Origin of the sequence: Variovorax sp. PBS-H4 (assembly GCF_901827205.1) — a bacterium.
In the GTDB taxonomy this organism is placed as follows: domain Bacteria; phylum Pseudomonadota; class Gammaproteobacteria; order Burkholderiales; family Burkholderiaceae_C; genus Variovorax.
In genome coordinates this window covers 1,053,120-1,067,927 of sequence record NZ_LR594675.1, presented here as the reverse complement: position 1 = coordinate 1,067,927, position 14,808 = coordinate 1,053,120, and the positions used below count along the sequence as shown (strand labels likewise).

Annotated in this window: 8 protein-coding genes; 6 read left to right on the top strand and 2 right to left on the bottom strand. The window is 67.6% G+C overall.

Annotation, left to right across the window (positions count from 1 at the left end; genetic code table 11):
- The first annotated feature begins 50 nt into the window (after positions 1-50).
- From E5CHR_RS05050 to E5CHR_RS05025, 6 genes are all read left to right on the top strand, one after another.
- Positions 51-5,057 carry a non-ribosomal peptide synthetase gene (locus tag E5CHR_RS05050; protein WP_162578671.1) on the top strand — a complete coding sequence of 1,669 codons (5,007 nt, stop codon included), beginning with the start codon at positions 51-53 and terminating at the stop codon, positions 5,055-5,057.
- Between the two features lie 10 nt (positions 5,058-5,067).
- Positions 5,068-5,784, top strand: a complete 717-nt coding sequence (locus E5CHR_RS05045; protein ID WP_162578670.1) for a 4'-phosphopantetheinyl transferase family protein — start codon at positions 5,068-5,070, stop codon at positions 5,782-5,784.
- Positions 5,781-6,587 carry an alpha/beta hydrolase family protein gene (locus tag E5CHR_RS05040; RefSeq protein ID WP_162578669.1) on the top strand — a complete coding sequence of 269 codons (807 nt, stop codon included), beginning with the start codon at positions 5,781-5,783 and terminating at the stop codon, positions 6,585-6,587. The genes E5CHR_RS05045 and E5CHR_RS05040 overlap by 4 nt, the downstream gene beginning before the upstream one ends.
- Positions 6,580-7,527, top strand: a complete 948-nt coding sequence (locus E5CHR_RS05035) for an alpha/beta hydrolase (protein WP_162578668.1) — start codon at positions 6,580-6,582, stop codon at positions 7,525-7,527. Before E5CHR_RS05040 ends, E5CHR_RS05035 begins: the two co-directional genes overlap by 8 nt.
- 106 nt (positions 7,528-7,633) lie before the next feature.
- The gene (locus E5CHR_RS05030; protein ID WP_162578667.1) at positions 7,634-8,071 is read left to right on the top strand and encodes a type III secretion system chaperone; all 438 of its coding nucleotides are present in this window, start codon (positions 7,634-7,636) and stop codon (positions 8,069-8,071) included.
- 33 nt (positions 8,072-8,104) lie between these two features.
- Positions 8,105-10,177, top strand: coding sequence for a hypothetical protein (locus E5CHR_RS05025; protein WP_162578666.1), 2,073 nt, complete (start codon positions 8,105-8,107; stop codon positions 10,175-10,177).
- A 22-nt stretch (positions 10,178-10,199) separates the two neighbouring features.
- Here the strand turns inward: E5CHR_RS05025 and E5CHR_RS05020 are convergent, their stop codons facing one another.
- Both E5CHR_RS05020 and E5CHR_RS05015 read right to left on the bottom strand, forming a co-directional pair.
- Positions 10,200-13,355 (bottom strand): efflux RND transporter permease subunit, encoded by a 3,156-nt coding sequence (locus E5CHR_RS05020; RefSeq protein WP_162578665.1) that lies wholly within the window; start codon positions 13,353-13,355, stop codon positions 10,200-10,202.
- Entirely contained in the window at positions 13,352-14,611 is a 1,260-nt protein-coding gene (locus E5CHR_RS05015) for an efflux RND transporter periplasmic adaptor subunit (RefSeq protein WP_162578664.1), read from the bottom strand. The genes E5CHR_RS05020 and E5CHR_RS05015 overlap by 4 nt, the downstream gene beginning before the upstream one ends.
- Positions 14,612-14,808 lie beyond the last annotated feature (197 nt).

The following is a 14,808-nucleotide window of genomic DNA, read 5'->3' as shown; positions in this document are numbered from 1 at the left end:
GCCATTCCGAATGCTCATCGCACCGCAGCCCGCCGGGCGGAGGTGATCCGATGAGCGCCGTCGCCACTCTCGCCGCCGAAGACACCGCCGAAGACTTCGATCCCTTCGCCTCGAGCCTGATCGAACGGATCGTCCCCACCACCGAAGCCCAGCGCGAGGTCTGGCTCGGCGATCGCCTGAGCCCGGAAGCCTCGCTCGCCTACAACGAGTCGATGTGCCTGCGCCTGAAGGGCGTGCTGGACACCGCCGCGCTTTCCCTGGCGCTGGACCGCCTGGTGGGACGCCACGAATCGCTGCGCGCCACGATCTCGCCGGACGGCACGCAAATGCTGGTCGGCGAGCCGGCCCCGGTGGTCGTCGCGGAGCATGACCTGAGCACGCTCGACCCGGCGGCGCAGAAGCGCCGCCTGGAGGACGACGGCCTGGCCGTGGTGCTCGAGCGATTCAACCTGGAACAGGGCCCGTTGTTCCGCGCCGCGCTCTACCGGCTTTCGTCCATCGACCATGTGCTGGTGCTCAGTGCGCACCACGCCATCTGCGATGGCTGGTCCTGGGGCGTGATCAGCCAGGACCTCGGGGCGCTCTACGCCGAGCAGGTCGGCGCCGGCCCGGCGCTGGACCCGGCGGCCCAGTACTCCGACTACGCCGCCTGGGAAGCCCAGGAGGCGAACAGCGCCGAGATGGACGCCCACATCGGCTACTGGCTCTCCCGCTTCGCCGGCGGCAGCCTGCCGGTGCTGGAGCTGCCGCTGGACCGCCCGCGTCCGCCGGTGCGCACCTTCAACGCCTACCGCATCGAACACCTGCTGGAGCAGCCGGTCATCGATGGCCTGCGCAAGTTCGGCGCCGGTGCCGGCACCAGCCTGTTCGCCACCATGTTCAGCGCCTTCGCGGCCATGCTGCACCGCCTGACCGCGCAGGACGACCTGGTGATCGGCATCGCCGCCGCCGGCCAGATGCCGAGCGACATGCCCTCGCTGGTGGGCCACTGCGTCAACCTGCTGCCGATCCGGGTGGCCGTCGACGCGCAGGCGCCCTTCGCTCAATTGGCGCGCACCTCCGCCAGCACCCTGCTCGACGCCTTCGAGCACCAGACTCTCGGCTACGGCGCGCTGCTCAAGAAGCTGCCGGTGCCGCGCGATCCCAGCCGGCTGCCGCTGGTGAACGTGCTGTTCAACGTGGACCGCGATGCGGCGCCCAACGACGGCAACTTCCCCGAGCTCAAGGTCGAGCAGAGCACCATTGGCCGCCGCTACGAAAACTTCGAGCTGTTCCTGAACATCACGCCCGTCGCGGGCGGCATGCAGATGGAGGCCCAGTACAACGCCGACCTCTACGACGATGCGACCGTGCGCAGTTGGCTCGACATGTACGAGCAGCTGCTGCGCGACGTGGTGCGCCAGCCCTCTCAGCCCGTGGGCCGGCTCGCATTGATGTCGGACGCGCAGGCGCGCGCCCTGGCGGCCCTGCAGCCTGCGCCGACGCCGCTCGAAGGCGCGCCGCTGATGCACGCCGGCTTCCTGGCGCATGCGGCAACCCAGCCCGAGCGCCCTGCCCTGCGCGACGGCAACCAGCGGCTGAGCTACCGCGAGCTCGACGAGCGCTCCAACCGGCTGGCGCATGCGCTGCGCGCGCGCGGCATGGGCCGCGGCGAACGCGTCGGCCTGTGCCTGGACCGCGGCTTCGACATGTTCGTCGCCCTGCTGGCGGTGCTCAAGAGCGGCGCGGCCTACGTACCGCTGGACCCGGCCTTTCCGCAGGCTCGCCTGGACTACTACGCGGAAGACGCGAAGCTCGGCCTGCTGTTGACCTCCTCCACCATCGCCGCCGCCCCCCGGGCCTGGCGCGATGACGCGGCCGAGCGCGTGCTGCTGCTCGATAGCGATGCCGCCTGGCGCGACCAGCCCGCCACCGCGTTGCCGCCCGGCTCGCAGGACGCGCAGGCGGAAGACACGGCCTACGTGATCTACACCTCCGGGTCGACCGGCAAGCCCAAGGGCGTTTGCGTGCCGCACCGCGCGGTTGCCAACCTGATGCAGTCGATGCAACGCGAGCCCGGGATCGGCCGCGAGGACCGGCTGGCCGCCGTCACCACCCTGTCCTTCGACATGGCGGTGCCCGAAGTCATGCTGCCGCTGGCCGCGGGTGCCGAGATCGTGATCGTGCAGCGCGAGGTCGCGATGGATGGCAACCGCCTGCGCGCGCTGCTCGAATCCGAGGCCGTCACCATCCTGCAGGCCACGCCCGGCATGTGGCGGCTGCTGCTCGATGCGCAGTGGTCGGGTCCGCGCGGCTTCCGCGCCTGGATCGGCGCCGAGCCGGTGCCGGCGGACCTCTCGCTCGAACTGATGGACCGCACCAGCGAGTTGTGGAACCTCTACGGTCCGACCGAGACGACGGTCTGGTCCACCGTCTGGCGCATGGAGCGTCCGCTCATTGCCGCGCGCGGGGTCTCCATCGGCAAGCCGATGGCCAACACCGGCGTCTGGATCCTGGACGCCAACCTGCAGCCCTGCCCCATCGGCGTGCCGGGCGAGATCTGCATCAGCGGACTGGGCGTGACCCTGGGCTACCTCGATCGCCCGGAGCTGACGGCCGAGCGCTTCGTCACCACCGCGATCGACGGCGTGCCGACCCTGATCTACCGCAGCGGCGACCGCGGCCGCTGGCGCAACGATGGCCTGCTGGAGCACATGGGCCGTTTCGACTTCCAGGTGAAGGTGCGCGGCTATCGCATCGAGCTGGGCGAGATCGAGGCCCGCTGCAACGAGGTCGAGGGCGTCGCGCGCAGCGTGGTGATCACGCGCGAGGACCAGCCGGGCGATGTGCGTCTGGTCGCCTACCTGGCCGTGTCGCCGGGTACCGCCGTGGACCTGGCCGGGCTCGACCGCCATCTGCGCAGCCGCCTGCCCCAGTACATGGTGCCGCAGCACGTGGTGCCGCTGGACGCCATCCCGCTGCTGCCCAACGGCAAGGTGGACCGCAAGGCGCTGCCCAAGCCCAGCGCCACGCACCAGGATGCCGGCGAGCGCCTGGCGCCGCACAACGAGCGCGAGCGCATCGTGCTGCAGACCATGGAGCGGGTGCTGAACCTGCCGGGCCTGGGCATCCGCGACGACTTTTTCTCGCTGGGCGGCCACTCGCTGCTGGCGGCGCGGCTGACCACCCTGCTGAGCCGCGAATTCGAGCTCACCGTGCCGCTGCGCATGCTGTTCGAGGCGCCGACGGCCGAGCGGCTGGCGGCGGCCATCGAAGGGCTGAACGGCAGCAACGCGCCGCGCAGCGCGCCGATCGCGCACGTGGCCGACCGCCGCAGTGCCCCGCTCACGCCGATGCAGGAGCGCATCCGCTTCGTCGAGGAGCTGCATCCGGGCCGGCCGACCTACAACGCGCCCTCCGCGCACCGCCTGGGCGGGCCGCTGGACGTGGAGAAATTCAAGGCCGCGCTCGCGATGATCATCGAGCGCCAGCCTTCGCTGCGCACCGCCATCGGCCCCGATCCGGCCACTGGCGCGCCTGCCGCGCTGATCGCGGACAAGGTGCCCTACGAGCTGCCGGTCATCGACCTGGGCACGCTGCCGGCTGACCAGCGCGAGGCCGAGCTGGTCGAGCGCATGCACGAGCTGGCCGAGCGGCCGATCGACATCCACCGGGCGCCGATGTTCCACGCGGCGCTGTTCCGCATCGCCGAGGACGACCACGCGTTCGTGTTCGTGCCGCACCACCTGGTCTGGGACGGCTGGTCCTTCGACGTGCTGCAGAGCGAGCTCTCGGCCATCTACGGCGCCCTGGTTCGCGGCGAGCCGCACGGCCTGCCCTCGCTGGCGGTGACCCATGGGGACTACGCCGACTGGTATGCGAAGTGGCTGACCGAGCCCGAGTTCGAGTCGCAGCTGCGCTACTGGAAGGACCGCTTCGCCAACTCGCCGACGCCGAAGGCGCCGCGCACCGACATGCCGCGCAAGGCCGGGATGAGCGGGCAGGGCGGCGCGCACTGGATCACCGTCGACAAGGCGCTCACCGAGCGCTTGCGCGAGATCGGCCAGCGCAACGACGTCACGCTCAACATGCTGACGCTGGGCGTCTACATCCTGATGATGAGCAGCATCGTCGACAGCCGCGCCATCGTCATCGCGACGCCGGTGCGCGGCCGCGAGGCGCCCGAGCTGGAGCCGGTGATGGGCTTCTTCAACAATGTGCTGCCGCTGTCCTTCCAGGTCGACACCTCCCTGCGCTTCGGCGAGTTCATGCGCTATGTCAGGCAGGAGCTGATCTCGGTGATGAGCCATCAGCAGATTCCGTTCGAGCGCCTGGTGAGCGAGCCGGAGTTCGTGGAGCGGGCCCAGGGCGTGGGCCTCTACCAGGCCCTGTTCTCGTTCCAGGATGCACGCGAGCGTCCGCGCGACATCGGCGGCCTCGCGCATCGGCAGATGCACCTGCCGCAGCGCGGCGCGACCGACGACCTGGGCATCTGGCTGATGGACAAGCCCCATGGCCTCGAAGGCGCCGTGGTCTACAACGCCGACATCTACCGGCGCGAGACCGGCGAGGCCTTCAAGGAGCGCTACATCGAGCTGCTGCGCCGGGTGGCCCAGCAGCCGGATACGACCCTGGCGGCGCTCTCGTCGCCGCAGGGCTCGGAAAGCGCCGTCTACCTGCAGCGCCTGGCCGCCGACTCGGCACCGGCACCCAGCGCGGCCGAGACCGTGGCCGCGCGGCCGGCGCAGGCGCACCCGGTGCTGCTCCTGCCCGAGCAGGCCAAGCTGGCGCAGATCTGGGCCAGCGCGCTCACCATCGACGTCAACGACATCCGTGCCAACGACAACTTCTTCGACCTGGGCGGCGATTCGCTGCTGGCCATGCGCGTGGTGCAGCAGGCTGAACAGGTGATGGGCTTCCGGGTGGAGCCGCGGCGCTATGTGTTCGAAAGCCTGGGGCAGCTCGCCTCCGCCGCGGCGGGCACGCCGCTCGAGATTGGATCCGCATCTGCTGCCAACGGCGCGGCGAAGCGCGGCGGGCTGCTCGGGCGGGTGCTGGGCTGGGCTCGCAAGAACTGAGGAAATCGGCATGACGACCCTGCAGCTCCCTTCCTCGATGAACTGCCGTCTCTGGCAAGTGGATCTGGACGCCGCCCCGCCGACGCAGGCCGTGGCCGCCCTCTCGGAAGCGGAATGGGACCGCGCCCGGCGCTTCGTGTTCAAGCGCGATCGCAACCGCTTCATCGCCGCCCACGCCGCGCTGCGCGAGACGCTCGCCTCGCAATGCGGCTTCCCGGCCTCGGCGCTGGAGTTCGCGCTCGGCCCCGTCGGCAAGCCCAGCCTGGTCGAGCATGGCGGACTGCGCTTCAATCTCAGCCACAGCGAGTCGCTGGCACTGATCGCGGTCTGCGACGATGCCGAGGTGGGCGTGGACATCGAGCTGCTGCGTCCGATGCCCGACGCCGAGGCCCTGGCCGAGACCTACTTCAGCGCGGCCGAGCGGCACGCGCTGGCCGCGCTGCCTGCACAGGACCGCGACCGCGCCTTCCTCTGCTGCTGGACCCGCAAGGAGGCCTGCCTCAAGGCCACCGGCATGGGGCTGTCGGTCGACACGCGCAGCTTCGAGGTGGGCATCTCGCCCGAGGCCTGCGAAGTGCAGATCGACGCCGCGGACGGCTGCGCGCGGCTCGCGCTATCCTCTTTCAACGATGTCCAGGGAGCGCAGTGCGCCGTGGCCCGCGTGCTGGCCTGCGGGCCGGCCCACGCAGCGTGCCGGCCCCTGGTCGACAACGAGATGTACGCATGACTCCGATGCTCTTCGGCCCGGCCTCCCGGCAGCTGTTCGGGCTTTTCCACGCACCCGAGCGCGATGCCAAGCTCGCGGTGGTGATCTGCATGCCCCTGGGCCAGGAGGCCGTGCGCGGGCACCGGCTGTTCCGCGTGCTGGCCGACCGGCTCGCGCGGGCCGGCGTGGCGGTGCTGCGTTTCGACTATTACGGCAGCGGCGACTCGCCTGGCGAGGACACCGACGGCGATCTCGAGGGCTGGCGCCGTGATGTCTGCGCCGCGCACGAGGAGCTGCGGCGGCGCACCGGCAGCAGGCGCATCGTCTGGCTCGGCGCACGGCTGGGCGCGAGCCTGGCAGTGATGGCCGCCAAGAGCGGACGCTGCGACCCGGCACGACTGATCCTGTGGGACCCGATCGTGGACGGCGCGCGCTACGTGGACACCTTGCGCGCGAGCCACGTCGATGCGCTGGAGCGTTCCTTCTGCGTGCCCAAACTGGCCTGGCGGCGCCAGCTCGCCCAGAACCCCGATGTCTTCACCGAGGAGCTCTTCGGCTTCGGCGTGTCGCCGCTGATGCGCAAGCAACTGCGCGCGCTCTCGCCGTCGAGCCTGCAGCTGACGGCGCTGCACGAGACGGTGGTCCTGGCCGACGCCGAGGACCATGCCACGCGACAATGGGCAGACCGGGAGACGGCGCGCCACATGCCGCTGCGGATCTCGCCCTTCCAGCACCCGCTGGTCTGGACCTCCGATCCGCACCCCAACAACGCGATGGTTCCCACGGAGGCGCTGCAAAGACTGCTGGCGGTAATACATGAGTGACTACAAAGAGACACCCGTTCAGTTCGGACCCGATGGCTCGCTGATCGGCATCATCACCACACCGGCCGAAGGGCCGATGGCGCCGGTGGCCTGCCTGATGCTCAACATGGGCGCCAACCACCGGATCGGGCCGCGGCGCATCAACGTCAAGCTGGCGAGGGAGATGGCGGCGCGCGGCATCAGCTGCATCCGCATGGACCTCGCCGGCCTCGGCGACAGCGGGCCGGCGAGCGGCGCCGAGCACTTCCTCACGCAGGCGGTGCTCGACCTGCAGGCGGCCATGAACCTGATCCAGACCATGCTGGGCGTGCGCCGCTTCATCGTGATCGGCCTGTGCTCGGGCGCGACCAATGGCCTGTCGCTGGCGGTGGCAGACTCCCGCGTCGTGGGCCTGCTGATGTTCGACGGCTATGCCTTCCCGGGCCGGCGCGCGCAGCTGGAGCGCAGCCTGTGGCGCGCGCTGGCATTGACCAACCCGGCGGTGATCGGCAAGGCGATGCGCTGGCTGCAGCGCAAGTTCTCCGCCGCCGCCGCCGCCGCCGCCGCACCGCACATCTTCGAGCCCGATCCGCCGGAGGTCACGGCCGCGCTGTTCCGCCGCTCGATGACACAGATCGCGGAGCGCAACGTGGCGGTGCTGCTGTTCTACACCGGAACCATGCACGTGACCGACCGCAAGCGCGACCAGCTCGGCCCCTTTGCGAAGGAGGCCTTCACGCAGCACTTCGAGTACCGATTCATCGGCGAGATCGACCACAGCCTGACCTCGATGGAATCGCAGCGGATCTTCATGGAGGTGGTGTGCGACTGGGCGCTGCGGGTGGTGCAGGGTGCGGTGGTGACCTCCTCGCCGAACACCGCAGCAGTGGGGCGTACCAGTGGTGGACAGCTTGCCACCGGCAGGGCGGCGGTAACCTTGCAGCGGGATCCGGTGATCTGAGGCTGCCGCCGCAAGGCGCGGTCTGCGTCTGACCCCGTTCAGTTCGGCTTCCAGGGCGGGCTCTCCCTCCTGGGAACTCCGATGTGGTGCGAGTTACTCAAGCCGGATGAACACGCTTCCGCTCGACTGCCTGGTCGCGAACTTCCTTGCCTGTGAAGGCAGGTTCGACGAGCCTCCTCTTCCAGACGAAGCAAACGTCTACCCCATTCCGCTCGACGAGATCCATCTGCTCGGTGTGCAGCTGAGCGAATCGGAAGACGAGTTGCTGTTTTTCGCGCACCCCGGCCCCCAGCTGGTCTCTCAAGATCCGCCGCAGGTCGATGAATCGTCATTCGAAGAGCTGGAGCTCGGCGATGACACAGATGGAAGGTGGGTTCTGGCCGCGGACCGGTCGAGTGGGCGCTACACACTTTGGATCAGCGTGGGGCACGAGCGAGTGGGGCATGTCGAGTTCGCGAGGATCGTCGACAACCTGCGCTGGCGCTTCGCGCTGTGGGACGACGTTCTCGCAGATCGGAACGATCCGTCGCCGGCTGTTACTTAAGTGGTTCCGCTAACTCTTGAGTTCAAGAACCCTATGGAAGCCCTGACGCGTCGATTCGCTCGGTCCAAAATCCACAAGCCCCTCAAGGAGGACGACGATTCGTCAGGCGACGAAAAGGCCAACAAGGGCGGTGGCAAGAAAGTGAATAACCTCCACCCTCCCAAGCTGAAGTCGAACTGGCCGCCGCATCTGAAAAACCTTTGCACCGAACTTTCTGAGCGCTACCCGGTGCGGGACTTCAAGACCCCGATCAAGACCACCATCAACCTGCTCCACGCGCTCAAACTCGACGAGGCTGCATGCGATGCCCTTCGAGATGAGGGCGTCATCGTGGACATGGTCAACGAGCTGCAGGCGAAGACGATGCGTTTTGGCGAAAAGCTGGCCGGTCGAGACGCCTTCCTGGTCTCGACCTTCAAGCTCCTGGTCAAGCTGGATGTCAAGGCCGCCCAGCAATTCCATCTCCTTTGCGACGCGAAAAGCAAGGATTCGCTCGCCAGGACGGACGAATACAGGCTAATTGAGACGCCTCCTTCGGCTCAACCTGCTTTCGATCGCAAGGCGGCAAAGCGCGAACTTGACCTTTTCATCGACAAGGTGAAAAGCAAGATCAAGGGTGACCCCAAGGCCTACGGCGCGCAATTGTTGCTGCTCATCCAGGGCTGCCCGCCAAGCGCGCGCGGCCAGATCCTCAAGCTTCTCGCGAACGAAAAGGTGTCCAAGGCCTGTGAAAAAAATTTCGAGCTCGCCGCAGCCGTTGCGCGGCTCCAGAAGATGACCGCCGAGGAGAGGGGCCAAGTGGACACTGCGCTGGCCTTGCTCGTGGTGGACATCAACTTTGCGCTGGCCGAGGCGGAGGCACTCGTCGGAAGGCAGGAATTCGATGCCTTCAAGAACACGAAGGTCATTGATTTCTTGCAGGACCCGAAGGTCATTGAACTGTTCGCAAATGTGGAGAAGAGCCTGGGCGAGCAGCAATTCGATCTTGAAACGCTGATCGCCACCCTATGCCGCGGCGAGCGCACGACAACATCGCAGGCGAAGTTCGTCGCAGGATTGATGGGACATCTCATCCAGAGCGCGCAAGAACGAAACGAGCTATTTGACTTTTGTGGCTTCTTGTCGGCGATGCTGCTTTCAGGCGTGCCGGCAAAGTTCGTGAAGTGGCTCGCAAACTCCGCGGTTGGAACTTGCCGAACCACTGGCGATGTAGAGAGGCTTGTCGAAGCCATCGAGCAGGTGGGCGACATGACGGGCATGGAGATCCCCCAGTGGATGGCGCTCGGGCTCTTGGCAACTGTCGTCGGCGGCGACATCGGCAACCCGAAGTACATCAAGCCCTCCATCAAGGAGGAACTGGAGACGGCAGGGTTGCTCCCTCAATTTCAGCAACGGCTCCAAGGCGTCTACGACAAATCCCGCGTCTCCAACATCCGACTCGCAGCCAGCTTCAACATGCCGGATCAAATGGAAAGGGACAAGGCGGAATATGCCAAGCTTGAGGCGGCACACACCGCACGGGCGCAGGAGAAGAAAAGCAAGGAAGAGCAGCAGCGCCGTGAGGATGTGCTCATGTCAGTTTCCGGCGATGTGCGGGGCGCGCTCGACCTCATGGCGTCGAATCCCGCCTGGGACAAAAAGCTGGAATACGCCGCGGCCATGTCCATGCAGCTGCAGAAGCAGCCGTTCCTCATCCAGCAAGTCGTCGACGATCTGGTGGCCGTCGGAACAGAGGGCGCAGCGGAGTTCCTCGGCGTGCTGACTGCGATGTTGCTCGCTGACGGCGAATCGGAACTGTCCCATGAGATGCTCATCATGACACTCAAGAAATCTCAGCTTTCCTACAAGGTTGCGGCCGGCCTTGTCGGCACTTGGTATGAAACCCAGTTCCGCGCAGACCAATCGAGCTTGGAGATGATCACGATCAGGCTCTGCGACGCTCTTTTGCTGCTGAAGAACGAAGAGATGAATTTGAGTCAACTCTCCTCCTTCTATACCGAATGCCAAATAGCCATGAAGCGAAGCGCAATCGGCTTCACGGAGACGTACGCGTTAACTCCGGATCAACGGCAAGTGCTGCAGAAGATCAAAAGTCTTAACTGGTAGGAAGGCGCGCCTTGGCGACCCGTCAGCCGGTCAACCTGTGCGCCGCGTGCGCGATCTTCTCCCCCGGCAGCTCCTGCATCGGCCCGCTGCCGCTGTAGCGGTCCAGCGCCAGGTAAATGGCCGGCGTGATGTAGAGCGTGATCACCTGCGAAAACAGCAGGCCGCCGACCACCGCCACGCCCAGCGGCTGACGCAGCTCGGCGCCGGCACCCAGGCCCAGCGCGAGCGGCAGCGCGCCCATCAGCGCGGCCAGGGTCGTCATCAGGATCGGGCGGAAGCGCAGCCGGCAGGCCTCGCGAATGGCATCGACCGGCCGCATGCCCTGGGTGCGCTGCGCGTCGAGCGCGAAGTCGATCATCATGATCGCGTTCTTCTTGACGATGCCGATAAGCAGCAGGATGCCGATGGTCGCGATCAGCGTCAGGTCGAAGCCGAAGAGCTTGAGCGACAGCAGCGCCCCGACCGCCGCCGAGGGCAGCCCGGCGAGGATGGTGAGCGGGTGGATGTAGCTTTCGTAGAGCACGCCCAGCAGCACGTAGATGACCAGCACGGCCAGCACCAGCAGCACCGCCTGGCTGGACTGCGAGCTCTGGAACACGGCGGCGTCGCCGCCGTAGCTGGTGATGATCGACGGCGGGATCTTGAGCTCGGCCTTGAGCCGGTCGATCTTGGCCGTCGCGTTGCCCAGCGGCACGTCGGGTGCAAGGTTGAAGGACACCGTCACCGCCTGCAGCTGGCCCTGGTGGTTGATGGAGGTCGGCCCGACGGTGCGCTTGACGGTCGAGAAGGCCGACAGCGGCACCAGCTGCCCGGCCTTGTTGCGCACCGACAGGCGAGACATGTCTTCCTCGAACTGGCGGTCGTCGTCGGCCGCCGAGAGGATCACCTGATAGGTGTTGCTGGGCGCATAGATGCTGCCGATCTGGCGGTCGCCGTAGGCGTTGTAGAGCGCGGTGCGCAGGTCGCCCACGGCCACACCCAGCACGCCGGCCTTGTCGCGGTCGATCTGGAGGGTGGCCTGCAGGCCGCGGTTCTGCGAATCGCTGGTCACGTCGCGGAAGTCCGGGTCGGCGCGCATGCGCTCCATCAGCTTGTCGGCCCAGCCGACGATCGCGCCGGCGTTCACGCTCTGCAGCGTGTACTGGAAGCGCGCCTTGCTCGCGCGGCCGCCCAGGCGCAGGTTCTGCACCGGCTGCATGTAGACCGCGACGCCCGGGATCTCGCGGAAGCGCTTGCGCAGCTGCTCGAGCACCTGGGGCATCCGCGGCCGCTCGCTGCGCGGCTTGAGGACCGCAAACAGCCGGCCGGCATTCTGCGTGGCGGTCGGTCCACCGACGCCGATGAAGGAGTTGACGTAGGCCACGCTCGGGTCGGCCATCAGCGCGTCGGCCACCCGGTCTTGCAGGGCTTTCATCGCCGGAAAGGAGATGTCTTCGGCGGCCTCGGTCGTGATCTGGATCTGGCCGATGTCTTCCTCGGGGAAGAAGCCCTTGGGAATGGTGATGAACATCCACGCCGTCAGCGCGAAGGTCGCAGCCGCCAGGGCCAGCATGAGAGGGCGGCGGTGCAGCGTCCAGTCGAGCGTGCGCATATAGCTGCCGTGCACCCAGCGGTAGCCGCGCTCGAATGCGCGGCCGATGGCGGTGCCGGGTTCGGGATGCGTTTCCTCGTGATCCTCCGCCACCCCTCCCTCGCGCGGATGGTGGCGCAAGAGCCGGCTCGCGAGCATCGGCACCAGCGTCAGTGAGACGATGGCCGAGACCATCACCGCGAGTCCCACCACCACCGCGAATTCGTGGAAGAGCAGGCCGATCACGCCCGGCATGAAGAAGACGGGGATGAACACCGCCACGAGCGAAATGGAGATCGAGATGATGGTGAAGCCCACCTCGCGCGAGCCGCGCAGTGCGGCGGCCATCGGCTCCATGCCCTTTTCGACGTAGCGCATGATGTTTTCCAGCACCACGATGGCGTCGTCGACCACCAGCCCGACCGCCAGCGTGATGCCGAGCAGCGACACGTTGTCCAGGCTGTACCCGAAGGCGTAGAGCAGCGCCACGGCGCCGATCAGCGAGATCGGGATGGTGGCCGCGGGAATGAGCGTGGCGACCACGCGGTGCAGGAACAGGAAGATCACCAGCACCACCAGCAGCACGGTGCCCAGCAGGGTGAGCTGCACGTCGTGCACCGCCTCGCGGATGGAGATCGAGCGGTCGTTGACCATGTTGATCTCGACCGATTGCGGCAGCTCGTCGCGGAAGCGCGGCATCAGCGCGCGCACGGCGTCGACCACCTGCACCGTGTTGGCATTCGGCTGGCGCAGCACGGCGAGCGAGATCGAGCTCTCGCCGTTGAAGCTGCTGGCGGTCTTGACCGACTCGAAGCTGTCCTCGATGGTGGCCACCTCGTCCAGCCGCACCGGCGCGCCGTTGCGCTGGCCGACGATCACCTTGGCGAAGTCGGCGGCCTTGAGCATCTGCTCGTTGGCCTGGATGGTGAGGGTCTGTCGCGGACCGTCGAGCACGCCCACGGGCGTATTGGCATTGGCCAGGCGCACCGCGTTGGCCAGCTCGTCGAGCGTGATGCTGCGGGCATTCAGCAGGTCGGCATCGGCCTTGATGCGCACGGCGAAAGCCTTGCGCCCGTACACCGCGACCTGGGCCACGCCGTCGATGGTCGACAGCGTGGGCGAGATCAGGTTCTCGGCATAGTCGTTCAGTTCCGCCGGATTCATCGAAGGCGAGACCAGCGAGATGAACAACACCGGGGCGTCGGCGGGGTTGACCTTGCGGTACGAAGGCATCTGCGTCAGCTCGACGGGCAGTTGCCGCTGGGCGCGCAACAGCGCCGCCTGAACGTCGACGGCCGCGGCATCGATGTCGCGGCTGCTGACGAATTCCAGCGTGATCGAGCTCACGCCCTGCGTGTTGACCGAGCTGATCGTCGAAAGGCCGGGGATGGTCGAGAACTGCTTCTCCAGCGGCAGCGCCACCGAGGACGCCATGGTGTCCGGGCTGGCGCCCGGCAACTGTGCATTGACGTTGATGACCGGCGTGTTGTAGCTGGGCAGGGCCGCGACCGGGATCTGGAAGTACGCGAAGATGCCGGCCACCACCGCGGCGGCCGAGAGCAGCACCGTCATCGCGGGACGACGGATGCAGAGCTCCGAAATGTTCATGAGCGCTCCCGCTCCGCGACCACGCTGGCGTTGCCGGGCGTGGCAGCGGCCGCGCTGCCGGGCGTCGCCTCGGGCGCATTGCCGTTGGGGCGCTGCTGCGGCTTGGCGGCGCTGTCGAGCCGCACCTTGCCGCCCGGGCGCACGTTCTGCTTGCCCTCGATCACCACCTGGTCGCCGGGCTCGACGCCGCGCACCGCGACCTGCGTGCCGAAGGTGTACAGCGCCTGGACCTTGCGGCGCGTGGCCGTGCGCTCGGCGTCGACCACATAGACCGAGCTGCCCTCGGCCAGCATCATGATGGCGGCCGAGGGGATCACCGTGGCACCCTCGAGCGTGCGGACCGTCACGCGGGTCTCCACGAACTGGCCCGGCCACAGGCCCTGGTCGGCGTTGTCGAAGACCGCCTTGGCGCGCACGGTGCCGATCAGCGGGTCGACCGTGTTGTCGACGAAGTTCAGGGTGCCCTTCATCGGCGTCTTGCGCCCGCTCACCAGCGCCTCGACCGGCGTGTGAGACCGCGCCGCGGCCAGCAGGTCCTGCAGCCTGCCTTCGGGCACCGGGAAGCTGACCGCGATCGGGTCGAGCTGGGTGATGGTCACCAGCGACAGGCTGGGCTGCACCAGCGTGCCCGGATAGATGTTGACCGCGCCGATACGCCCGGCGATGGGGGCGCGCAGCGTGGCGTAGCTCAGCGCCACCTGCGCCGACTGCACGGCCGCCTTGTCGGCCGCGACCGCGGCGCGCTGCGCCTCGAGCTGCGAGAGCGTGGCATCGGCGGCGGCCTTGGCGATGAAGTTCTGCGCCACCAGTTCCTGGCTGCGCTGGTACTGGCGCTGCAGGTCGGCCAGCGTGGCCTCGTCCTTCTGCTGCTGGGCGCGGGCCTTGGCGAGGTTGGCCTGGTCGGGGCGGTCGTCGAGCGTGAAGAGCAGTTGCCCTTGCTTGACGAACTGGCCCTCCTTCACATGCACTTCGCGCACCGTGTTCGTGACCTGCGGCCGCAGGTCGACGCTGTTGAGCGAGACCACGCTGCCGTTGACCTGCACGGTGACCGGCACATCCTGCTTCTGCGCTGCCGCCAGCGTGACCAGGGCCGGCGCCGCGGCGCCCTGTCCGGCGACCTTGCCGGGCGCCGCGCTTCCGGCAGGCGGCGCGCCGGTCTGCGCCACGTCCTGGGCCCTGTTTCCTGCCCAGCGCCATGCGCCGGCTGCGGTCAGGATCAGCACGCCCGCCAGGGCGAGGACGAGTTTCTTGTTCATGAGCACTTCTGTATTGGGTAGAAAGCCGGCCGCGTATTCGGCGCGCACTTTTGCCTGACACTATTGGAGCAGGGGTCGGGGACTGCCGTCCATCGGTGCCGTAAAGATAAGTAAAGCGACCATGAAGCACCGCACGAAGACAGCTCCGTGCGCCGGGCCGCTGGGGAGGCGGCCGCTAGAATCGCCGCTGCCCCACA